Here is a 23,281-nt window from a genome sequence, read left to right as displayed (position 1 = left end):
TAATGGTAGCGGGTTCAGGTATTAGATTTGGTGTTCTGATAACGGTGAACTACACCTATTAGGTACAAAAAATCAAAGGAGCGCGATATGAGAGCTGGAATCAGTGGTTTATTGGCCTTAATGTTGGCCTTTCCCGCGACAGCAGGGTGGATACTAGATAATGAGGCATCGTCATTAAAGTTTGTTTCAACGAAAAAAAATGCTGCGAGTGAAGTTCATCATTTTGAGGCGATGTCTGGCACCATATCGGATGATGGGAAAGCGACGGTGATATTGGATTTAAGCAGTGTGGAAACCAATATCGCAATTCGAAACGAACGAATGAAAAGTATGCTATTTGATGTGGCATCATTTAAAACGGCGACGATTACCACGGTCATCGATATGAGCGAATTAGATGGCGCGGATATTGGTGGTATTTATTCAGCGACATTCGATGTTACCGTTGATTTGCATGGTAAACAAAAGACCTACCCAGCTAATTTGACCGTGATGAAAATGTCTGATGATAAAATTGTCGTGGTGGCTAATGATCCACTCATTGTCAAAGCGGCTGATTTTGGTTTAGAGAAAGGGATTGAAAAACTGCGAGAAGTGGCTGCTTTGCCTTCGATAGCGACGTCAGTTCCCGTGACGTTTGTTTTGGTTTTCGATCAAAAATAGCCTCTGTTTGCTCCCTAATTGTATTTTAGGGAGCGTATAAAACATCACTTTGATAGCTTTTTCCTATCGAAGTAATTTACAAGTCCCATTATATTTCAGGCTTATGTTTCATTATTCTGTCACCAGTATTGATGATGAGAGAGAAATGATGAATAACAGTGCATTGATTGTAGAGGGTGGGGCAATGCGAGGTGTTTTTGCAAGTGGTGTGCTCGATACCTTTATGAATCATGATTTTATGCCTTATGATTTTGCAATTGGTGTTTCTGCAGGGGCATCGAATTTAGTTGGTTATTTATCAAACTCTCCTCAACGTAGCTTTGAGGTCATCACTAAAATGGCGACGAACAAGCGGTTTTTTAATCCAGCGCGCTTTGCCAAAGGCGGAGATTTGGTTGATGTAAAGTGGTTATGGGATGAGTCTAATCAACGCTACCCACTAAACTGCGAGGCGCTTTTCTCCAGTATCCCCATGTTTGCAGCTGTAACGAATATTGATAGCGGGCTTGCGGATTATTACCGAGTGGAAGCCCATTCATTATCCAACATTATTGAAGCTACAACCGCGCTTCCGATTGCCTATCGTCGTCCACCTTGTTTTTCTGGTGGTTGTTATACTGATGGCGGTGTCGCGGATTCTATTCCCGTAAGAGAAGCCTACCGCCGCGGTGCACGTGATATTACCGTGATCTTATCGCATCCACTGAGTTATGAAATGAAAGCCAGTCGTTCGGCGTGGTTGGTTCAGGCCTTATTAGCGAAGTATCCAAGTATTGCTCAAGCGATGAAGGTACGAGCTGAAAACTACAACCAATCGTTAGAATTTATTCGGCATCCCCCGAAAGATGCGACGATCAGAGTGATCACACCTCCAGAAGACTTTGCGGTGAAGCGATTAACGATGAACCAGAAGACTTTGCACCAAGGGTATAAAATGGGGTTAGCGGCGGGAGAGGAACACTTGTCTATTCGTCGCGGTGAATACGGGTTACACCAAGAAAATTGTCATTTCTGTGTTTAGATTATTGATGAGAGCGAAGCGCGATGGAGAAAAGGCTGTCGTGAGAAGGTGATAATAACAACGCTACATAGTCAGCTAACTACTATGTAGCGCTCGATAATTTTTAATTAAAATTTAAAGTAAGCCAGTTTTTGTGATAACTCGTCGGATGCTTGCGCCATCGTTTGAGATTGCTGGGCTAAATGTTGACTCGTTTGTTTTATCTCACTAATAGAAGTGTGCACGACAGTGACATTCTCATTCACGTCATTCGCGACGATCCCTTGCTGCTCTGCTGCCGCCGCAATTTGAGTCACCATGTCATAAGTTTGGTTTAGGCTGCTAACGGCACCATCAAGTTGCTCTTGTGTTTTTGTGGCGAGTTGAACACTGTGGGTGATCTTTTCTTGATTGGTCGCCATGACCGATAAGACACTGGTTGTACGTTTGTTTAGATCGTCGATAGTGCTTTGTACTTGCGTGGTGGATTCTTGCGTTCGGCTAGCAAGATTTCTAACCTCATCGGCAACGACGGCAAAGCCGCGACCTTGCTCACCAGCCCGAGCGGCTTCAATCGCTGCATTTAACGCCAGTAAGTTGGTTTGTTCAGAGACTTCGGTAATTACACCAACAACGTTGCTAATGTCAGCGACGCCTTGCTTCAAAGATGTCATGAGTTCATAAGTATCGGTAATGTCGTCTGAGATGGTGGCAATGTTGTCCAGCGTGTATCCCATGCTTCGGCTACCATCACCCGCTAGCACTTTGCTTTGCTCTGTGGTGGTAGAGGTGCGCTCTGCATTTTCGGCGATATCTTGAATGGTGGATGACATCTCACTCATCGCCGTCGCCAACTGCTCAAGCTGCTCAGTTTGCGAATGGATACACGTTGCCGTTTCCTCGCTGGTGGCTGCAATAGAGGCTGACAATTGACCTGAATGACTGGCAGATTCTTTCGCCACCGATATAGTGTCACGTAACGTGTGCATCATTCGATTGAGCTCGAGGCTTAATAGGCCAATTTCATCTTTGCGTTGCGTCGTTAAGTTTCGGCTAAGATCGCCATCGGCAACATGGTGAACACTTGTGACGAGATCTTCGATGGGGACAACGATGTTTCGCGCAATGGCACCACATAATAGAATCAGGAACATTGCCGCGATGCCATCAATAATCAGTTCTTTGATCATCGCTGATTTGAAGCTGTCATCGATATCAGACAGAGGAACACCAGAACCAATGATCCAGTTCCATTGAGGGATATGTGTCACATAGGTGATTTTCTCAGATTCTTCGCCGGAGGCTTCCTTCCAGTAATATTGCACGAAGCCTTGTCCTTGAGTGGTCGCTAAGTCAATAAGTTGCTGCATGAAAGGCTTACCACGTGCATCGGTGATCGTTGTGGTACTCATTCCCTCATAGTGAGGTTGGGTTGGGTGCATGACGATCTTTTGATCGGAGCTTGCTATCCAGAAATACTTATCGTGGTCAAAACTCAGTTGACGAACTGCCGCCATGGCTCGAGCTTTTGCTTCCTTGTCACCAATATCAGCGCTGAGCGCAATGTAGTGATCGGTAAGGGTTTTCGCGATATCCACACTTGCCTGAATGCTGCTCTTGCGCTGTTCGTAGCTATTGGATTTTTGTATGTTGAGATTAAACACACCAATAGATAAAAGGATAATCACGGCAATGATAACAATGCATTGCAGTTTGGTTCGAATAGACAGGTTGCTGAGATTCACTTAGAGGTCCTCGGGATGGGCTTTGTCATTTGATGACTTTTATGTGCAGTACTAAGGCGTTATCGGCATGTTAACGCAGATGTTGACGCTCGTGATGGGGGGAAGTATTGGCAGTGTGAATGCTTGATTAAGGCTACTATTGGTTGTTCGAAGATAACGGAAGGTGTTATTTGTCTGATGTATGGTTGGTGTGTCTTGTATATCTATAAGGCTTTAGGAAGAATGGGTTTTCTTTAGTCATTGATATGACCAGTTAAGAAAACCCGCTGTTTTTATGATAGTGGTAAATTTTCTTGGTCTTGAGTTCGGCTTATCTCAGCGTCATTACCGCTTTCTTCAATGCAGCATTCGTCTTGCAAGAAGCCGATAACACCTTGTAAATGCTCATATTGTGCAACGCAATAAAGGGTGCGCCCTTCGCGTCGTTGAGTCAGTAAATTCGCTGACGTTAAACTTGAAATATGATGGGATAACGTAGAGCCTGGGATATCAAGACGCTCTTGGATTTCGCCTACTGGAATGCCTTGATGACCCGCGCGAACGACTTGGCGATAGATCGCTAAACGCGTAACGTGACCCAGTTCTTTTAGCGCTTTCGCGGCGGTAGTGATCTGCATAAAGGTTCTCCCGAATAGTGTATTTCGATAATAATGGAAATTACGACTACGCTCTAGTAATTTCTACACGTTTACTCAGTCTTTTGCCTTTTTAACCATTTATCAAACAAAGGGTAAGTCATCGGGATAACGGCGTACAACAGTAAACCAAACAACATAGAGCCAAATAAGTCGATAGGGCGGTGCATACCAAGCCAGAGTCGACTCATAGCCACGCTCGATGCCCAAATTATGGTCAGAGCGGCCAGTAAATAGCGGCCATTACTTAGCAGTAGACCCCCAAAAAATAGTACGCAGATACTTGCAAAAATGGTGTGTCCAGAAGGGAATGAATAGTCCGTTTCCCCCATCCAGTGCATGGTTCTCCAATGACTAACTTGCTCGGACACTTGCTCTATCGCCTGATCTTTTTCGGCTACTTTTAGGGTGTAAAAGTCTCTGGGATTTTCAATGACATGCTGCTCAGCAAGTAGGTGAGTATAGGGTCGCGGGCTTTCTGTTACGTTTTTTAACAGCGACTTAGCACCAAAACTTAGCACGAGTAATAGACCTAATTGAATAAGGAGGTGCAGTTTGATAGGGGATTTCTTAATGACCCATGCTGTGGTAAGGCAAAACACACACAAGGTGATTAAAAAGCCTTGGTGCCCTGCGGAATAGGTGAGAGTTTGCATCGCCTCGCCTGTCATTGCTTCGACGTGACCTCGTAAAGACAAGGGGTAAAAGAGTAGGGTAAGGGCGAAGGTGACGGTAGCGAAGGCTGCAAGGCAAAGCATGCCGGAAGTTTTGGTGTCTTTGATTGAAATAAGTGCCATATTATCCGTCTACTGAATTGAAGAGCGAGCATCATAATGGATAGTTGGGCGATTTCTAACAGAGTAATGTCATAATGTGACATTGAGAGGCATGGTTGAGCTTTATTGTCGCCAATGCTCAGCACACCTGTTTCAAGGTATGCTGCTCATAAACGACATGAGTCGAAACGTCCAACGTACCGCTGCCGACATCAGGCTATAGATCGCGCATCAATGTTTCAAATTCATCATTAGCACGCAAAATTAATGCATTTAGCTCGCGGGCATCCTGGCAATGTAAAGGAAGATTCCAGAGCTGCTTATTGTGTTGATCGACGCCCTGAATATGGGTCACGGCGCCAGCATGCTTGAACGTCACTTGTTCAAACTCTGAATCATGATGTTCTTTTGATTCAATGATATCAATATCGAGATGCCCTATCGGGTTGATATCAATATTGACGTGGTAGCCGTTTGATTCAGGGAGTAAAAAATTACGATGTGTCTTGATCATGTTCCTCTCCTTGGTTGCGTGTATCTAAGGGATGCTTACTATTGCTAGCTATCGGCGGTAAGCGTCCCGTGTGGTGTTTTATTTGCTAACGCGCTTAGTTAAAGTTTAGGAGAAAAACAAAGGATAAAAATGAAAGTGTTATGAACATTGATTTATATCAATTGGGTCGTCAATTACGTTGTTATACCGCTGAGAGATACTGCGCCTTCCAACGGCATTTTCTTGAATATGTTCAACGGTAGAGAGGTTATTTGGTGGTGAAGTGCTCACTTAATGCAGAGCGACGGTTCTGACCTGGGCTATAACCATCCATTGGTACGGTATGTTCGAACCCTTGTAATATGAATCGTTGTGGCGGTAGAGCGGGAGTAATACGGCGTAATTGAGGTGAACGCGGTGTGCCGACTTTCTCGTAGACCCAAGTCCCACTGCCGGTTTTTAGTTTCACAATACGACCATCAAACTCATATTGAGTGGCGATAAGGCGATGATTTCGTTGTACGCCGTGAGAGGCAAATGTGAGGATTTCGGTACTTTGTTTTGGTGCGCCGATTTCAATCCAATTGCCATAGACTTGTGTTGGGGAGATGTGTTTCTGATGGCTGTTATAAAAGGCAAACCCTAGTACAGATGCAAGCGTAATAGAGACCAACAAAATGATGATGAGTATTACACTATCATTTGTCTTTGTGTGCTTTCCTCTACGTGATGCCATTCACCGCTCCCTTATATAGCCTGTAAATACAATATCGACCAGCTTAGCTATAACTTGAGCTTACGTTGACCTACCCATCAATTGTAGGCTTAGATTGTAACAGTTTATCCTTTTGTGACAGATATTTATGCGCATCGCATTCAGTAAATGTTCAGTCACTATTGACACGATAGGGTTCAAACAGAGAATGGACGTCGACCGTTGCATTGAGTCGTGCCGCGAGCAGGTAGAGCCCACCTATTTTTCGGTGTAAGAATAACGCATCTGCTGGCGGAGTGTGCCAATAGCCTTTTTCCATGCTCAAAATTGTGCCAGCTTGGCTAAGACGCTGCGGCAAATTGCTGCTACCAAAGTGATAGGGCCCTTGTTGCTTCAACGGATCACAAGCCAGTCTGACAAGATCAAAAATAGCGGTTTTTTGATCCGCAAGAATCTCTTGGTTAAAGAAGCCGATTTGAGCCAAAGCGTGGTCAAGGGCGTCATCGTTCTCATCTAGAATGGCGGAGAAAGCGCGTCGATACCCATTGCTGATATTCTCGTCATAACGGCGGGTCGCACCAAAATCCAGTAATACGACTTTTTGTTGGGCGGAGTCGTAAAGAAAATTAGCAAAATTGGGGTCAGTTTGAACCAATTTAAAATCGAAAATTTCTTTAAACAACAAGTCTAGCAACAGCTGAACGACTCGGTCTCGCGTTTGTTGGTTGGCACTGGTTAAAGACTCAATAGGATCGCCATGGACGAAGGTCATTGCCAGTACGTTGTCAGTGGTGAGATCAGCGATGACAGAAGGTAAAATGAAGTTGTTATTTCCATCAAGGTGCTGATGATATTGATTCAGTAATGCAGCTTCAAGTCGGTAATCCGCCTCAGCGTGTAATTGCAATTTAGCCTCTTCTAACAGGCCTCGGTAATCCACCCCTTTAGGAATTAACCCTACGACATTGAGTAAGGTACCGACATTATCGACATCACTGTCGATACTTTTTTTAATACCGGGGTATTGCACCTTGATGGCGAGTTTTGTTCCGTCCTCAATATGGGCTTGGTGCACTTGTCCAATGGAGGCGCTAGCAATGGGTTTGAAGTTAAAGGCAATAAAGTGCTGCTTCCAATTGACGCCGAGCTCTTGAGTTAACACTGTTGCGAGTTGCTTTGAAGGCATCGGTGCCGCGTCAGAACGAAGCCGCGCCAATATTTCCGCAAGTTCTGGGCTGATTAAATCCCCCGCATCCATGGACATCAGCTGTCCGACTTTCATGGCAGCGCCTCGTAAATGAGCGAGCTGATCCGCTACGCGCTTTACATTGCTGGGGGTTAACAACAGATCTTTGGCGCTTGGTCTTTTGCCTTGAGAAAGCTGTTTAGCACCTTCAGTCACCATGGCGCCAGTCACGCGAGTGGCCAAAGAAGCAAGCTTACCAAACCGTGAGACACGATTAGTAGGCACTTTACTCTCGTACTTAGACATAAGAATTCTCCGTTGCATGAATCGTTATTTGAGCAGATGAATGCTCATGACTACCTTGTTATACCAATTAAGCTGCGTTATTGATCAATAACTTGTTTTACGTTAAATAGTGCGGTAAAACCATGTTTTATATTAGATACTTAAACAAGGAAGTCCCATGATAAAAGAAAATACCTATTTTGACGGTGGCGTTAAATCGCTTGGTTTTACTCAAGCGGACGGTGATAGCAGTGTTGGCGTAATGGCTGCGGGTAGTTACACCTTTGGCACGGCAGCAGCGGAAAAAATGACCGTGGTGAAAGGTGCGTTAACGATTAAACGCAGCGCTGACGCTGACTGGGTAACGTTTAGCGCTGGCGAGAGCTTTGATGTGGAAGGTGACTCGAGTTTTGATGTGAAAGTTGACACATCAACCGCTTACTTATGTGAGTACTTGTAACCTTGGCTTTTTACTCACCTCGGTACTTTACTAATGTGAGTCTTTACTGATGTCAGTGCCTAACTGATTAAACGGTCTGAGTGAGTTCAATACGGATTAGCCGTGATCGTTTGACCAATAAAATGACGCATCGACAACGTGTCGATGCGTGACACATTGGCAGTGAACATCGTGTCTACGTATTTTCCGTGATGCTTGGTTAGGGCTCCTCTACCATCCTCACCCGTTAACGCTGTAAAGCGGCTTACCTCAATGCAAAGCAGTTCTCAATAATCCTAGAGCGGTATTAGTACGTTTCAAACAGCCCGGCATTATAATCATCAATAGCTTGTTGAATCTCTTCCTTAGTGTTCATGACAAATGGGCCATAGTGAACCACAGGTTCGTTAATCGGCTCACCAACAAAAATGAGTATCCCTGAGTCAGAATGAGCGGTGAGTGACAGTAATTTCCCCTTTGATAACAGTGCCAGCTCGCCTTGACTCACTGTTTTTCCTTCTACGCTTGCTTGTCCTGAATAAACGTAAACCATCGCATTGTGATTAGGCTCAAGCTGCAATTGAATACCTTGCCCTTTGTCGGCTTGCCAGTCCGTGACTGAGAGGGGGACTCCCGTAGTTTGTAACGGGCCCTTGGTCTTGGCGCCGTCAATACCGATGTCACCAGCGATAACCCGAACGGTTCCACTCTTATCAGTGGTTGATTGGGTAATCGTTTCAGGCTGAAAGTCATGATATTGAGCCGGTATCATTTTGTTTTTCGCTGGTTGGTTTATCCATATCTGGAAACCGTGTAGCGCGCCTTCTTCCATAATGGGCATTTCGCTATGAATGACCCCTTGCCCTGCCGCCATCCATTGTGCGCCACCCGATCGTAATTCACCCACGTTGCCCATATGGTCACGATGTTGGAAGTGCCCTTGGCGCATGTAGGTTAAGGTTTCTATCCCTCGATGAGGATGCGGAGGAAAGCCACCCACGTAGTCTTTTTTGTCGTCTGAACGGAGCTCATCAATCATCAAGAAAGGCGAAAATGCCTGATTATCAAACCCGTGAACACGACGAATTTTCACGCCATCACCATCAGAAGTGGCGTGGGAAGGAATAATATGTTGAACATTTCGATAGGCGGTCATAATGAATCTCCTTGGTTGAGAGTCACTATAGAACTCAAGTTGAGTCTGTTGCAGGGGAAAGAAGTGATGAAGTCGTTCAAAAAAATTGAATGACGTCTTGGTGGTTTCTACGCAGAACAAGTGCGTCAACTCGTTAGAAATCAGCAGTAGTCATCGCCCATTTGTTCCGTATAATGGCAATCGTTTGCTTCGTATAACCCCAATAATCTGGTTTGGGGGTCTCTACCAGTACCCTGAAAGTGCTGATTACGAAGAGTTAGGATCACAATTGTGTTCTTACTCTTTGTATTGGTGCTGATTCAGTGAGGACTCAATCGTTCTAGATCTGAGTCTGATTGATAAAAGTCGCGCTGACTTTCGAAAAAATCAGCGATCCCTTCCATACTAAGAGTAAGTGCACCCACAACACGAACTATAAAGGTGGAATATGAACGCATTTATTCAAGGTCTTCCAAAGGTAGAGTTGCATTTACATATCGAAGGTTCACTCGAACCTGAATTACTCTTTACCCTTGCTCAACGTAATAACATTAATTTGCCATACTCTTCACCAGAAGCGCTGCGCAAAGCCTATGAATTTGATGATCTTCAGTCATTTTTAGATATTTATTACCAAGGGGCCAATGCGCTGATTACTGAGCAAGATTTTTACGACTTAACTTGGGCTTATTTGCAGCGCTGTCATTCAGATAAGGTTATGCATACCGAGATATTTTTTGATCCTCAGACACATACCGAGCGCGGGATTGCGTTTGATACCGTGATCAACGGCATTTATCGCGCCTTGCAAGATGGTCAGCATAAACTCGCTATTTCCTCCCATATCATTATGTGCTTTCTTCGCCATTTATCAGAAGAGTCGGCGATAGACACCTTAAAACGTGCACTTGATCATAAGGATAAGATCATTGGTGTTGGCTTAGATTCATCAGAGCAAGGGCATCCACCGAAAAAATTTCAAAACGTGTTTACACAAGCGAGAGATGAAGGGTTCTTGACGGTGGCGCATGCAGGGGAAGAAGGTCCGGCGCAAAATATCGTGGATGCAATCGATATTCTAGGCGTGAGTCGTGTCGATCACGGGGTACGCTGTGTTGACAGCCCAGAGCTGTTAGATTCACTTGTTGAGAGTCAAATGCCACTTACCGTTTGTCCATTATCAAATATTAAATTACGCGTGTTTGATGATATGTCTCAGCACAACATTGTGGAATTACTTCGTAGAGGGGTTGCGGTGACGATTAACTCCGACGATCCAGCGTATTTTGGCGGTTATATGACGGACAACTTCCAAGCGGTGAGTGCGGCTCACGCGATGACGTATAACGAATTAGCTCAGTTTACACTTAATGCCATTGATGCCAGCTTTATTGACCCGTCACTGAAACATGAATATCGTCGTCGTGTTGAAGAATACCTTGGCAAGAGTATTTAATGGACCGTGTATAAGAAACATCTTAATGAAGTCGTCATCCCGAAGGTGGCAGCCTAAAAAGGAATGGCGACTTTTCGTTACTTACATCTATGCCTAGACATAAGAACGATAGTATTAAAGGGAAAGTGGCAATGATTCAATGTGTTGTCGTTTGTTTGTGAGTCTTTTGTCATTGAATGTGATTGATTTCAAATTTGATATATTGAATTAATCGCTGTCCTAGCAGCCAGCAAGCGAGTGACGAGCTATGCTTATAATCATGGTTTGGTTGATGGATTGCGCTGGCTCTTGTGAGGTGACTGTAGTCTTGATACAAGGTGTCTTATGAAGCAACGCTTACGGTATTGGAGACAAATGGAGACGAGATGTTAGGGAGAGGGCACGGAGAAACGTAAATGATAAAATATGGATTGGTGTTGTGTTTGTGCCTGCCATTGTCGTCGTTGGCAATGAATCGTTCATGGGAAGAAGTTACTCTACCCAGTGACGGGGAATCAAACTCGATTGGCAGTTATGCCAATGGCTGCTTGGCTGGAGGCGCAGAACTTGCGCCAGCAGGTACGGGTTATCAAGTGATTCGGACACAACGAAATCGCTATTACGGTCACGCCGATATGATTGATTATCTGACGTCACTTGCGATTCGTGTCGACGCATTGGGGATAGGTCGTATTCTAGTGGGTGATATCGCCATGCCACGTGGTGGACGTTTTGCTTCTGGGCATGCTAGCCACCAAACGGGATTAGATGCCGATATTTGGCTGCGACTTCCAGCAACCCCCTTGAGTGTTGAGCAACTTTCCACGCCTAAGCCTTATTCGGTTGTTGATCTCAATAGCTACCGTTTAGAAAAAGAAAAATGGACCGAGAGTCATGCGCTGTTAATTCAAACCGCAGCGGTTGATGAGCGGGTGGCTCGAATTTTTGTTCATCCACTTATTAAGCAGCAATTGTGCGACACTGCTTGGAAGGATAATTCATGGCTTAGGAAGGTTCGGCCGTGGTGGGGGCACTATTCACACTTTCATGTTCGCTTGCATTGCCCTGAGGGCGATAGCCAATGTGTGGCGCAATCGCCACCACCGAAAGGTGATGGTTGTGGTGCAGAATTGGCATCTTGGAAACCCAATCCGTATATTGCGCCTAAACCCGCGAAAGCCGTGGTAAAGCTCGCCGATAAACCGAAGAAAAAACCAGCCAAACCTAAATATCAAGAATGCGTGGCGCTACTTAATCAGTAACAAGCGCCATGCTCGTTGTCAGTCTTTGGCAGGTTCACAAAGTCAACTCTGCGACGCTGACTTATCATGCATTCAGTCTGCACCCGTTTATAGCGAATCAGGTTACTGAACACGATATTCAATGATGACTTGATTACCATCGATCCGCACGTTGGTGATTTCTCCATCAATCGTTAACTTCGTATTAAACAGGCGTTCGTCGATCGCAGCAACCCGAACCGAGCCTTTTAGTGATGGTAGGTGATGGTTAGGATTGATATGCAGTAACTTACAAAACCGATCAATAAAGGGCGCATCTAATGGATGTTGACCGTTTAGGCGATTGGAAAGCTCAACCTGACTAATGCTCAAGCGCTTAGCGACTTCCATTTGGGTAATGTGCATTTTTGCTTTTTGTGACATCCAGACGCTGTAGAGTGCTTCTGTATCTTGTAGTGTGTAATTCATGATGTGTTTAACCCTGCAATGATTAAGAGGACTGGTGCCCCTTTATTTATGCGCAGTATTCAACCGTAAATAGTGATTATTGATGTCAGTGCTGAGAAAGCTAGGTAAGGGTTAGGTCGGAATAATGACAAATTCTGGCAAAATTGATTCAAGTTGAGATACTCTTCTAATATCGTCAACTCTGATATGCGCATAATATTATAGGTAATTGGTTTTATATTGCCCTGTTGTTGCCTTGTGCTATTCATACCTCATATCTAGCTTCCTCCTGCAAATATTAGTGAGCTCACTCGCACTTTTGAGTTGCAATAAAGATTCATTACGTAATTATTCTAATATGCATCTTATTAATAACTGCGCTGAATGATTGACAATTATTCCGAATCACAGAAAAGGTTGGCACATGGAAGTGTTTTCTTTAGATATGAGAACGCTAAATTTTATAATGATTCTCTTTAGCTGTATCTATTGTATTGGTTTGTTGCTTTACCAACGTCCTAACGAGCTTCATCCCAACCATTTACACCCTAGAAATTCGGGTCCTAGCGCTTTGAGTCGTACTCATTTGCGGGATAACACCCAGCGCTCGACTAACTCGGTGAAGGGGCTTAAGGTCTTTGCTTTGGCGCTTTTAGCGATGGGAGCTGGACCGTTATTAATCAGTTTCAGAGGTTTTGTATCGGAATGGTTTAGTATCGTGGTTGCCAATATGCTGATTGCCTTCGCGTTTCAGATGCTTCTCCATGGTTTGTGTTCATTTCGGGAGTCTACGTTTCGATATTCTTATGCTTGTATGACGTTGATCCCGATTGTTTTTGGTCTATTTGTTTATTTCACCTATATCGAACCATCAATCAGTGCACGTATTGTCGTGATTGCAAGCTATCTGGTTATCGTTTCATTTGCATCCGTTAAGGCGCTACAAAGCGGGACTCGGTATGATCTCCCTTTAGCGGTGAAGATGATGTCGGGTACGTATTTCCTGTATGGCTTATTTATGCTATTTCGTGGTTATCACACGATAGCCAGTGCAAGTGTGACTGAATTTATGAGTGCAGGTTTGGTCCATCAGTTGACGTTTTTGTTTAGTATTTTTCTTATTGTTTCTATTAGCTTTTGTATGCTTTGGATGATTAATGCAAGGCAACTACACGCGATCAATGAACTCTCTTTTTATGACTCTCTCACCAAAATAAGAAACAGGCGCGCACTAGATCTATTTGTACATGATTTAAAGGATCGAAAAGATAAGACGCCGCGACCAATGAGTCTAATTATGCTCGACATCGATCACTTTAAATGTATCAATGATGAATATGGACACGTTGTGGGTGATAGAGTAATTCAAACGGTGTCCGGCGTTTTACGTAATACATTACCATCTCATGGTTCGATGTTTCGTTATGGTGGAGACGAAGTGATCATTGTGCTTGACGATCACGATATAAAAGTGACCGCGAATCTTGCAGAGCGGTTACGACAAAAAATTGAACATGCCCCCTATGTCGATAATCTTGCCGTCCAACCTACCTGTAGTTTTGGGGTCGCGCAAATTCATGGCGATGAAAGTTGGGACAGTGCGGTTAGTCGTGCTGACAAAGCGCTGTACCAAGCGAAAAAAAATGGAAGAAATACGGTTTATATTTCTCCCATGGCGCAGCTAAAACAAGTTTATGCCTGATTTTTCTCATTCTAGCGACTATCAGATAATTGAGGCATGGTGTATTTAGGATGAAGTCACCCATGCCTTTGTTCTGGATTATCCTTATGCACAAATACAGAATAGTTAAATACAGAAATAGTTAAATACAGAAATAGTTAATTACATGACTGAACGTACTCACTTAGCTCGCGGCTGCGCAGCCTCATCGACAAGATATAAAATAGACTGATACGGTATTCCACTATGATGTGCGAGACCAATTTCACAGGTAATACTATTGCTAAATCCTCGTTGGCAATCGGAAGGTACTTGTTCTTTTAGTGGTGCCGTCGCCGCTTGGTTAAGCTCTGGGGTGGTGAAGCCTTTGTCTCCTGCCCAGCCACAGCACTGAATGTGCTCAGGAATAATCACATTGGTCGCACATTGCTGTGCGAGCTTAAGCATACTTGACTCCAATCCCATTCGTCGTGAGCTGCAGGTGACATGTAGCATGACAGATTCGTTGAGTGGCGTTAATGATAGGTGAGGCAGCAGGTAGCGACTGACAAAACCGACGGGTTCGGTAATGTTTAACGGTTTAGTAAAGTGTTCAATACTGCGTTTAGCACACGGACTCGTATCCATCACTATCGGGTATTCCCCTTCTTTACTGGCTGTCCATAGTGTTTCTTCAAGCTGCAATGACTTTTTGTCGGCAAGTTCAGTCATTCCTTTGCTGTCATAAGGCATCCCACAACATTGTTCTGTGAGCTCGCGTGGGGTGATTACTTCAAATCCTGCCTTTTCAATCAGTGACAGTGTCACCTCTGTTAGAGGACGTTGATCGTTGGCATTTGGCTGGGCGGCCATATTCCGACTGGCACAGGAAGGCAGATAAACCACTTTACCTGTCGATGAAGAGCGTGGCTTTTCGACTCCGGTAAAGTGGTTGGTTTTTGGTGTTTGTGCTAGCCATAGCGGTGTGCGCTGTTTAGTGACTGACCGCATCTGCCCGGCAAGTTTCTCGACCCGTTCAGCGCCGAGTAGATTGCTGGCGATTTCGCCCGTTTTTAGACCAAAGCGGGCAATGGAGGCGGTAGTGGCGAAGTGTTCAGCGGTCCATCGTGCGATAGGCTGGAATTTTTGATATCGCGATGCTCTGAGTTGTTTGACGAGATCACCCGTGTTGATCCCTACTGGGCAGCGATCAGCGCATAAGCCGGTTGCTGCGCAGGTGTCTAAACCTTGATATTGAAATACGTCTTCGAGCTGCATTTGGCTTTCAGACGTCTCGGTATCTGCTGGACGGCTGCGACGTTGGCGCTGGATCTCCCGGTATAGCACGATGCGCTGACGAGGCGACAGCGTAAGTGTACGTGAGGGACAAACGGGCTCGCAAAAACCGCACTCAATACAGCGATCGATAAGATCATCCGCGGCGGGCATGGGTTTTAGGTTTTCGATATGAGAATGTGGATTGTCATTAATGATCACGCCAGGGTTAAGTAAACCCTGAGGATCAAACAAGGCTTTGATCTGTTGCATTAATTCGTAGCCATCTCGACCCCATTCAAGTTCAACATACGGTGCCATGTTGCGACCGGTGCCGTGTTCTGCTTTGAGTGATCCTTGGTATTTTACCGCCACAAGTTCTGCGACATCATCCATAAACCGACCGTAGCGCTGAATCTCTTTCTCGCTATCAAAACCTTGTGTGAAAACGAAGTGCAAGTTGCCTTCCAGTGCATGCCCAAAAATAATGGCTTCGTTGTAATGGTAACGGTCAAAGAGCTGCTGAAGATCTCGAACGCCTGCGGCTAGGTTTTCGACAGGAAAGGCGACATCCTCAATGATCACCGTTGTTCCCACTTCTCGCACTGCGCCGACCGCAGGGAACATGCCCTTACGAATACCCCAGAGCGTAGCGACAGTGCTAGGGTCGGAGGTGAAGGGAACCGATTCAATAATAGTAAAGTCGCTGAGTGCTTCCATAACCATAGCGTTAGAGTGTTGAAGGTCAGCGTCATGTGACGCGTGGACTTCAATCAATAACGCCGCAGCTTCAAGATCGAGATGTTGGATAAAAGCAGGCATGCCAGGTTGATCGGCAACGGATCGAAGTGAGCGACCATCCATCATTTCTACGGCTGCGACAGGGGTATCAGCGATGATAGTGACGGCTTGACTGGCTTCTTCAATGCTGGCAAAGGTTAGTAGGGTAGAGGCTTTAAATGGGTGCTCTATCACGGTGTTGTATGTAATGTCGGCAATAAACCCTAACGTACCCTCTGAACCTATCATAAGGTGCTCTAGAATTTCGATGGGATCTTGAAAGTCAACCAAGGCGTTGAGTGCATACCCGGTGGTATTTTTTAGGCGATATTTATGGCTGATTTTTTCTGATAATGTGACGTTTTCTTGGGTTTGCTTAGCTAGGGTTTGTAGACCTGTGACAATATCGGAACGCGTTTCTTTGAATCGAGCAACACTGTGACTATCGCTCGTGTCTAGAATGGAGCCGTCAGTAAACACGATTTTCATGCTATCAACGGTTTTATAAGAATTTTGAGCGGTACCACAACACATTCCACTAGCATTATTTGCCGCAATGCCACCAATTTTACAGGTGTTGATCGACGCTGGGTCGGGGCCTATTTTTCGTTGATAGGGCAATAGATACCGGTTTGCATCCGCCCCGATAACCCCTGGCTGAAGGCGGATCTTGTCGCCTTCATTTAAAATTTCATGTCCACGCCAATCATCGGTCAATGTGATCAAAACAGAGTCAGAAACAGCCTGTCCAGACAGGCTTGTTCCCGCCGCTCTGAATGTGAAGTGAATCCCAAGGTTCCCACACTGTTGAATCGCGAAGATGACTTCGTTGAGACTGTTTAGTCGCAGAACAATCTGTGGAATCAGGCGATAAAAACTGGCATCGGTGCCATAAGCCAGTCGCTCCGGTTCGCCAGTGATGATTCGCTGTGTTGGTATTTTTTCGGCGAGGATAGTTTGCAGCGCTTGGTAGCGATCTATCGTCGAGTCATACTTGGGGGTGCTCATTACTATCATCCTTTAATGTTATTCATCTTCCAAGAAAATGACGACCAGCTGACTAGGGCCGTGCGCGCCATACGCTAGGGTTTGTTGGATATCTGCCGTCTTGGATGGCCCAGACACTAACAATGCGTTGGTTGGCATATAATGATTCCATTGATTGTTCGCCATAGCTTGTTGAAAGTGGCCAAACAACATCGATTTTTTGACGAATGCAATGTGACAAGGAGGAACCAGAGAGAGGGTTCTCGGTTCATGCTCATTGGGCCACAATATGATGGCACCAGTATCGGCAATTCCGCCTGCGGTGTGTGTGATGCCAGCATCAACTTGGTCAAAAAGTTCGGCTTTCCAATGCTCTATGCTCTGGCTAAATTCGGTCACTTGCACAAGAGCCGTTGCTTCATGGCAGGCATCGATGAATTCACCAGCGGTGCCAATGGCAATGTGATGAAGCTGATATTCCGATATAACGGCCTGAAGGGTGGGGACGAGCGCCGCGCGAGTGGTCACTTTAACATCGGTATGATTGGCGGTCATCATGGCTATAAAGCGTTCTGCTTTGTCATCCATACTGATCGCTGAATCACTCCCCCATGGACGATAAACGGGTTCATCGCCTTGATAAGCGGTACGTGGTGCGCGCTTGAGGCGATTAAGGATGTTTTCTTTACTACTGCGTGTATCCATTGTTATCGCCTCATTTCGGATTATTCGTTTGACGCTTACGGTCGGTCATTCTCTGACGACCTTTGATACGCTGGTGCAGCGTTTTGTCGGCAGGCTTAGGGCGTGTGCGACATTGCGTCCATGCACCAAGGTTACTGGGAATAAGGTGCTGCAGCTTACTGGTAAGAAAAGTGGCCGAGTGATAAAGGGCTGGCGATGATGCGGCTAACGCATAACCGGACATGAGCGCAGACTCTATCGTGCTATGCGCGGTGTTTTGCCCTTTTAATGGGGCACGCTCCTTGCGTGCTGGGTGCTTGGCTTCCTGTCTTAGCCGTAACAGCATATCAGGAATAGGGATTTTAACCGGACAGACTTCACCACACGCGCCACATAAGCTTGATGCCGTCACAAGGTCTTTGGTTTTATCCAAGCCCAATAAATGCGGTGAAATGATCTTCCCTATTGGGCCGGGATACACCGTCCCATAAGCGTGCCCCCCTATTTTGGTGTAGACGGGACAGTGGTTCATGCATGCACCACAACGTATGCACTGTAAAGTTTTACGCAATTCTTCATCTTGATAGGCTTGGCTACGACCGTTGTCTAGTAAGATGAGGTGAACCTCTTCAGGTCCATCTTTTTCGGCATATTTTCGTGGTGAACTGATCATATTGAAGTAGGTGGTAATAGCTTGCCCGGTTGCACTGCGGGTCAATGCACTATACAGAGGTGGTACATCTGCCAGAAACTCGACAACTTTCTCAATGCCCGTAATGGCAATATGCACTTTAGGCACGGTGGTGGACATTCTGCCATTTCCTTCATTTTCAACTAAGCAGAGTGTGCCGGTTTCGGCTACCGCAAAGTTCACTCCTGATAGGCCAATATCCGCCTCAAAAAACTTACGTCTTAGGCGAGTACGACCCGTTTGAATAAGGCTATCAACATCGTCAGTCGGGGTGAAGTTCTCCAAATGGGTACTAAAGGTGTCGCTGACTTCTTGCTTGTTTTTGTGGATGGCAGGCATGATGATGTGTGAGGGCTTGTCACCATCAAGTTGTACAATGTATTCGCCCATATCACTTTCTAGGCAGTGGATCCCAAGCTTTTCCAACGTATGATTCATTTCTATTTCTTCGCTGACCATCGACTTACCTTTGATGATCAGTTTGGCATCGTGCTGAGCAGAAATATCAGCAATCAAAGCATTGGCTTGTTGTGGTGTTTCCGCCCAGTGCACTTGTATTCCGTTTCGATAACAGTTGAATTCTAGTTGCTCTAAAAGTTCGGGTAGTTTGCTTAAGCAGCGCTGGCGAATGGATTCTGCAATATTGCGGATATTCTCTTCTTCTGCTGGATCATCAAACGCCGTCTTTCTTTTGTCGCGTAAGTAATCCATCGCGCCACGAAAATTGTCGCGAAGCTGAGCATCATCGAGCGCTTCTTTGGTTTGCTGATGAAAGTTGTTAGGTTGTTGGCTCATGAATTTACCTCCTGCGTACGCTCAAGTAAGAAAGACGCAAGGTGGCGACCAATGATCGGTTTCTGTTGGTATTCGAACGCACCGTTGATATTAAGTAAACAGCCCCAATCAGCACTGACGAGAATATCAGATTGTGTATTGCTGATATGGCGAGTCTTATCTTCTACCATCGCTTGAGAGATGTCTGGATGACGGACCGAAAAGCTTCCCCCAAATCCGCAACACTCGCTTTCGTAATCTTGTACCCGTAGTTCGACATTGGAGAGCTGCGAGAGAAGCTCTGTTGAGGTGGTATGGACATTCATTTCTCGTCGTGCCGCGCATGAGGTATGCATCACTACTGAGGTCGGTTGCCCTTGATCGGTTAGCTTAACCCGGCAGACATTGACTAGGAACTCAGTCAGTTCAAACACTCGGTCACAGAAGGCCTGTACCTTGGCTTCTTGACGGTCACCTTTGAACAGCTTTGGGTAGTGGTGGTGCATCATGCCACCGCAAGACCCTGATAACACGATAATGGGAAAAGGGTCCGGAAATAAGTCAATCTGGCTTTGAGCGACGTGCTTTGCCTCTTTGGTATAGCCGGAGGTATAAGCGGGTTGACCACAACAGGTTTGCTTTTCGACAAAAATGACGTTAATGCCTTGTTGCTCGAGCAAAGTGATGGCGTCGAGTCCAGCATCGGGATCAAACACATCCACTAAACAGGTAGCGTAGAGATAGACTGTTGATGGTTTTGGTGGGTAGATGCGCATGATAGGACTCCAACGTTTAACTCATGTTATGCCGTGTTGTAATCGGGCTGTTAATAAAGTGTGAAGTTAACGCTTCCAATTTTCTTTATACAGAGAAATAATGAAAATGATTATTTCCAAAAATGACCTAATATGATGCGTGCAGATGATTTGATCTTGTTCTATCAGGTAGTTGAACTGGGGGCTTTTAGTCGAGCAGCTGAGCAAAATAACCTGACAAATTCGGTAGTTAGTAAAAGGATTGCGCGGCTAGAAGATGAACTCGGCGTGCAATTATTATATCGAACAACGCGTAAATTAACGTTAACTGAAGCGGGTAAAGCCTTGCTCCACAGTGCTAAAAATGTGACCCAAGCGACTATGGAAGCTGCAGCGTCTGTCTCAGGCTTTGGTGAGAATATTAGTGGTCATATCAAAATGTCGGTACCGACGATTTCCGGTGATTTGATTTTAGCCGATGCCGTGGCGGAATTTTGTAATATGTATCCGGGTCTCAGCGTCGATATGTCGCTAGACAATCGGTTTGTCGATTTGGTGGATGGCGGCTATGACTTAGTGATTCGTACTGGCTACTTAGAAGATTCAAGTTTGATTGCCCGGCACATTTTGGACTCCCAATGGGTGGTATGCGCCTCACCCTCTTACATTGCCAAAAATGGTAAGCCGTTAAAACCGCATGATTTAGCGCAGCATAATTGCTTGCAATACGCCTACCAAACAACAGGGGCGTCGGATTGGGAGTTTAAAGCTGGAGCGAATGGTAACGAGATCATTAAGGTTTCAGGTTCGTTTTCAACCAATAATGCTGGAGCATTGAGAAAGGCAGCACTGGGAGGGCATGGTATTGCGTATGTACCGCGTTGCCTTGTGTATCACGATGTAAGAAACGGACAGCTGGTGGATATATTTCCGGAACAAGTTGGGAAAAAGTTGGGTATCTATGCGGTGTACCCTTTTACTCGGCAGCCGCCAAATAAAGTCCGTCTATTAATTGAACATATACGGACAAGATATTTAACCATATCCCATTATTTTTAACCATATCCCCAATTTTTAAACGCAGTGAAACGCAAAGGAGCCAGGAGGAACCAGCTTGAAAATAGCGCTACTTAGCGAGCAACCGCACCACCAAGGGTGAGGTTTGTTGGCCATTTTGTAATGTGATTACCGCCAAGAAAGATATTTCCGTCAACGGTGAGTCTAGCCGGAAGGACGGTAATATTTGAGCCACCGATATACAAACTACCTTTGACGATAAGATTATCTGGTAGCTCTGATAGTGGGGTTCGAATCAAGCCTAAATCACCATTGACGATCATGCCATCAGGAAGCTTAGCTACAGGCGTATCGGTTAAGTTGATATACCCTCCGGGCGTGACGCCTTCAGGCCATGCCTTTAATTGGCTGCCAAGAAGATTCGCATAACCTGTGATTTTCGTTCCTCTTGGGATATATGCCACTAAACTATTGGAAGCGTCTAGGCTACCTTGGACATCTAAATTATTGGGTAACGCTTCTATAGCGGTTTTTGCGATGTTGAGGTTACCTTTGACTACTAGCCCATCAGGTAATGCAGTGTAGGGTTTGTTGCGAAGGTGGAGGTTGCCATAATTATCAAGATGGTTGAGAATTTTATGGTGATCCAGTGATGTCGCGTTAAGCTGGCTAGTAGAAACAAGCCACATAGTAATAAGTAAGCAAACGCGCATCATAGAAAACAGAGCCGAAAATTAATGACAATACAGGTAGTGTGCAATGGATAGTCAACGAAAACAATGGAAAACGTGGCGTAAAATTTCAAAATTAACGGCAATCGCGATCGTTACAGTCGGTGTGCCGCTGTCATTAGTGAATGCAAAAGTGATTACGACACCGGGCGTGGATGTAGGGGCTGCGGTGCTGCTCTCAGATTCGAAGTTAGGTAAACGAGTGTGCTATTACAATGATAAGGCGTTTTCATTGGGATCTGTGATCACCGTTGAGGGTGTCATCTTACAGTGTGTGGCTGAGCAAGACTTCGAGATGAATGGTGAACTGAAGTGGAAGCGTCTAAAAAGCGAGCAATAGTGCTCGCTTTGGTCTCATGGTATGAATGAACTCATTCATACTCTTGCTTAGTCGTGCTTAGCCAATTTCTAAATAGTAGCCAAACGATGAAGGCTAGCGTGAGATTGAACGTGTTTTAAGTTCAAAAATAAGCTTTTCTGCACTGACTTCGAATTTGAAACGAGCGTGAAGTTCGGTTGAGTCTTCTTCGAGGGCAGAGATGTCGTATTGAACTTCTTTAGAGACTGACTGCGCAAGATCGATATACTTTTGAATCTCTTGCTCTAACAGGGCTTTAGATTCAGCAAAGAGCTGAACTTCAGCCACATCGTCACCTTCTTTGATGATGAAGCCCATTTCTCCGGAGACGCCACATGCGTCACATACCGCTTCTTCTTTGTACGTGTTTGACATAACAATACCTCTTACTAATTATGAGACCATTCTATAACTGTGGTTTTCAGGTAGCCAGAAAAAAATTGGTGGCGTTAATGTTACCGCAGCGGGCTACCCCGCTGTTACTGTGATTCAATCACGTAATAGTCGCCCGTTATAGGTTGTTAATACATCAACGGGTTAATGGACTAGTGGCATATGCATTCTTGCGCTCAATGGTATTGTGTTTGCCATGTGATTTAATTATGCAAGTGATTTATTTGTAATGTGATTGATGTCTCAAAAACGAGACCAGTGTCCTAGCGATAGAGTACACAATTGTATTTACTGAACGGAGAAGTGGTAGACTTTATAAGTTATAAATCTATTAATGATTTTTTATAATATTTCAATTGTATGCATATCTAATATCCGCGAATGGGTGTAACCCTTGATGCCGTAAACAAGGGTTAATAAATATTCATGTTATTTTATTAGATTAATTTACAGAGAATTGCTTTAATTATGGTATAGCATACAGTCAATGCACCACAGCGATAAGAGAAGAGCGTCAAATGCCAAAGCGTAGTAAAGAAGATACTGAAATCACTATTCAGAAGATTATGGAGGCGGTTGTCGACCAAATTATCCGTTTGGGTTACGACAAGATGTCTTACACGACTTTGAGTCAGCAGACAGGTGTATCAAGAACAGGGATTAGTCACCATTTTCCAAAGAAAACGGACTTTACAGCAGCGCTCGATGGACGCATTTTCAAGATGTTCGTTGAGCACCTTGAGTTTGAAGGTGGGCTAGATAGCTTTGTAAATAGTTGGTTGGCGGCACTGAAAAATGATGAATTTTTGGCAATTTTGAAATTGCTCTTTCATCATATTGTGACTTCAGAAAATGCGCATGAGTTTGCCTCTAAAGGTATCGACCGTTTATACAAATTGGTGGAAACTCAATACGGCGCAGGAAGTGAAAAAGAATTGGAGTGGCTGTTGGGCCGTTCATTGATTCAATTAAGTAAGTAGT

23 protein-coding genes and 1 riboswitch are annotated in these 23,281 nt (G+C 45.0%); of the genes, 9 read left to right on the top strand and 14 right to left on the bottom strand.

The window, feature by feature from the left end; translation table 11 throughout:
* Positions 1-87 precede the first annotated feature (87 nt).
* The gene (locus MD535_RS07150; RefSeq protein ID WP_265674192.1) at positions 88-663 is read left to right on the top strand and encodes a YceI family protein; all 576 of its coding nucleotides are present in this window, start codon (positions 88-90) and stop codon (positions 661-663) included.
* Between the two features lie 148 nt (positions 664-811).
* Positions 812-1,684 carry a patatin-like phospholipase family protein gene (locus tag MD535_RS07145; RefSeq protein WP_265674215.1) on the top strand — a complete coding sequence of 291 codons (873 nt, stop codon included), beginning with the start codon at positions 812-814 and terminating at the stop codon, positions 1,682-1,684.
* Positions 1,685-1,791: 107 nt separating this feature from the next.
* Here the strand turns inward: MD535_RS07145 and MD535_RS07140 are convergent, their stop codons facing one another.
* The 6 genes from MD535_RS07140 to MD535_RS07115 form a co-directional block, all read right to left on the bottom strand.
* On the bottom strand, positions 1,792-3,408 hold the full coding sequence (locus tag MD535_RS07140; RefSeq protein WP_265674191.1) for a methyl-accepting chemotaxis protein: 1,617 nt from the start codon (positions 3,406-3,408) through the stop codon (positions 1,792-1,794).
* Between the two features lie 272 nt (positions 3,409-3,680).
* The gene (locus tag MD535_RS07135; protein ID WP_265674190.1) at positions 3,681-4,025 is read right to left on the bottom strand and encodes an ArsR/SmtB family transcription factor; all 345 of its coding nucleotides are present in this window, start codon (positions 4,023-4,025) and stop codon (positions 3,681-3,683) included.
* A gap of 71 nt (positions 4,026-4,096) precedes the next feature.
* A complete protein-coding gene (locus tag MD535_RS07130) occupies positions 4,097-4,840 on the bottom strand; it encodes a phosphatase PAP2 family protein (RefSeq protein ID WP_265674189.1) in 744 nt (247 codons plus the stop codon).
* Between the two features lie 196 nt (positions 4,841-5,036).
* The gene (locus tag MD535_RS07125) at positions 5,037-5,333 is read right to left on the bottom strand and encodes a hypothetical protein (protein ID WP_265674188.1); all 297 of its coding nucleotides are present in this window, start codon (positions 5,331-5,333) and stop codon (positions 5,037-5,039) included.
* Positions 5,334-5,580: 247 nt separating this feature from the next.
* Positions 5,581-6,048, bottom strand: coding sequence for a DUF2850 domain-containing protein (locus MD535_RS07120; RefSeq protein ID WP_265674187.1), 468 nt, complete (start codon positions 6,046-6,048; stop codon positions 5,581-5,583).
* Positions 6,049-6,199: 151 nt separating this feature from the next.
* Positions 6,200-7,519: an ABC1 kinase family protein gene (locus MD535_RS07115; RefSeq protein WP_265674186.1), complete on the bottom strand. Its 1,320-nt coding sequence runs from the start codon at positions 7,517-7,519 to the stop codon at positions 6,200-6,202.
* Positions 7,520-7,676: 157 nt separating this feature from the next.
* Between MD535_RS07115 and ppnP the strand changes: the two genes are divergently transcribed.
* A complete protein-coding gene (gene ppnP / locus MD535_RS07110) occupies positions 7,677-7,958 on the top strand; it encodes a pyrimidine/purine nucleoside phosphorylase (protein WP_265674185.1) in 282 nt (93 codons plus the stop codon).
* A gap of 286 nt (positions 7,959-8,244) precedes the next feature.
* On the opposite strand, the gene MD535_RS07105 is transcribed toward ppnP, so the two are convergent.
* Complete coding sequence (locus MD535_RS07105) at positions 8,245-9,093, bottom strand: pirin family protein (protein WP_265674184.1); 849 nt, start codon at positions 9,091-9,093, stop codon at positions 8,245-8,247.
* A 169-nt stretch (positions 9,094-9,262) separates the two neighbouring features.
* A riboswitch (purine riboswitch) is annotated at positions 9,263-9,362 on the top strand.
* A gap of 158 nt (positions 9,363-9,520) precedes the next feature.
* Between MD535_RS07105 and MD535_RS07100 the strand changes: the two genes are divergently transcribed.
* Both MD535_RS07100 and mepA read left to right on the top strand, forming a co-directional pair.
* Complete coding sequence (locus tag MD535_RS07100) at positions 9,521-10,528, top strand: adenosine deaminase (RefSeq protein ID WP_265674183.1); 1,008 nt, start codon at positions 9,521-9,523, stop codon at positions 10,526-10,528.
* A 395-nt stretch (positions 10,529-10,923) separates the two neighbouring features.
* The gene (gene mepA, locus MD535_RS07095; protein ID WP_279348231.1) at positions 10,924-11,769 is read left to right on the top strand and encodes a penicillin-insensitive murein endopeptidase; all 846 of its coding nucleotides are present in this window, start codon (positions 10,924-10,926) and stop codon (positions 11,767-11,769) included.
* 102 nt (positions 11,770-11,871) lie between these two features.
* Here the strand turns inward: mepA and MD535_RS07090 are convergent, their stop codons facing one another.
* Entirely contained in the window at positions 11,872-12,216 is a 345-nt protein-coding gene (locus MD535_RS07090) for a helix-turn-helix domain-containing protein (protein WP_265674182.1), read from the bottom strand.
* A gap of 403 nt (positions 12,217-12,619) precedes the next feature.
* On the opposite strand from MD535_RS07090, the gene MD535_RS07085 reads away from it, so the two are divergent.
* The gene (locus tag MD535_RS07085) at positions 12,620-13,897 is read left to right on the top strand and encodes a GGDEF domain-containing protein (RefSeq protein ID WP_265674181.1); all 1,278 of its coding nucleotides are present in this window, start codon (positions 12,620-12,622) and stop codon (positions 13,895-13,897) included.
* Positions 13,898-14,056: 159 nt separating this feature from the next.
* On the opposite strand, the gene MD535_RS07080 is transcribed toward MD535_RS07085, so the two are convergent.
* From MD535_RS07080 to MD535_RS07065, 4 genes are read right to left on the bottom strand one after another with little or no spacing between them, the layout of a single operon-like run.
* Positions 14,057-16,918, bottom strand: a complete 2,862-nt coding sequence (locus tag MD535_RS07080) for an FAD-binding and (Fe-S)-binding domain-containing protein (protein WP_265674180.1) — start codon at positions 16,916-16,918, stop codon at positions 14,057-14,059.
* 18 nt (positions 16,919-16,936) lie between these two features.
* Positions 16,937-17,602, bottom strand: a complete 666-nt coding sequence (locus tag MD535_RS07075) for a LutC/YkgG family protein (protein ID WP_265674179.1) — start codon at positions 17,600-17,602, stop codon at positions 16,937-16,939.
* A 10-nt stretch (positions 17,603-17,612) separates the two neighbouring features.
* The gene (locus tag MD535_RS07070) at positions 17,613-19,067 is read right to left on the bottom strand and encodes a LutB/LldF family L-lactate oxidation iron-sulfur protein (protein WP_265674178.1); all 1,455 of its coding nucleotides are present in this window, start codon (positions 19,065-19,067) and stop codon (positions 17,613-17,615) included.
* Positions 19,064-19,822 carry a (Fe-S)-binding protein gene (locus MD535_RS07065; RefSeq protein WP_265674177.1) on the bottom strand — a complete coding sequence of 253 codons (759 nt, stop codon included), beginning with the start codon at positions 19,820-19,822 and terminating at the stop codon, positions 19,064-19,066. Before MD535_RS07065 ends, MD535_RS07070 begins: the two co-directional genes overlap by 4 nt.
* Before the next feature lie 135 nt (positions 19,823-19,957).
* On the opposite strand from MD535_RS07065, the gene MD535_RS07060 reads away from it, so the two are divergent.
* The gene (locus tag MD535_RS07060; protein WP_265674213.1) at positions 19,958-20,860 is read left to right on the top strand and encodes a LysR family transcriptional regulator; all 903 of its coding nucleotides are present in this window, start codon (positions 19,958-19,960) and stop codon (positions 20,858-20,860) included.
* Between the two features lie 71 nt (positions 20,861-20,931).
* On the opposite strand, the gene MD535_RS07055 is transcribed toward MD535_RS07060, so the two are convergent.
* Positions 20,932-21,534, bottom strand: a complete 603-nt coding sequence (locus tag MD535_RS07055) for a hypothetical protein (protein WP_455433331.1) — start codon at positions 21,532-21,534, stop codon at positions 20,932-20,934.
* A gap of 43 nt (positions 21,535-21,577) precedes the next feature.
* Between MD535_RS07055 and MD535_RS07050 the strand changes: the two genes are divergently transcribed.
* Positions 21,578-21,889 (top strand): YnjH family protein, encoded by a 312-nt coding sequence (locus MD535_RS07050; protein WP_265674176.1) that lies wholly within the window; start codon positions 21,578-21,580, stop codon positions 21,887-21,889.
* A 93-nt stretch (positions 21,890-21,982) separates the two neighbouring features.
* Here MD535_RS07050 and MD535_RS07045 read toward each other — a convergent pair whose 3' ends face one another.
* Positions 21,983-22,282, bottom strand: coding sequence for a YfcZ/YiiS family protein (locus MD535_RS07045; RefSeq protein WP_265674175.1), 300 nt, complete (start codon positions 22,280-22,282; stop codon positions 21,983-21,985).
* 536 nt (positions 22,283-22,818) lie between these two features.
* On the opposite strand from MD535_RS07045, the gene MD535_RS07040 reads away from it, so the two are divergent.
* Positions 22,819-23,280, top strand: coding sequence for a TetR family transcriptional regulator (locus MD535_RS07040; protein WP_265674174.1), 462 nt, complete (start codon positions 22,819-22,821; stop codon positions 23,278-23,280).
* Position 23,281: the final 1 nt, after the last annotated feature.

This window comes from Vibrio qingdaonensis, from assembly GCF_026191675.1.
Taxonomy (GTDB): Bacteria; Pseudomonadota; Gammaproteobacteria; order Enterobacterales; family Vibrionaceae; genus Vibrio; species Vibrio qingdaonensis.
This window is presented reverse-complemented; position numbering and strand designations above follow the sequence as displayed.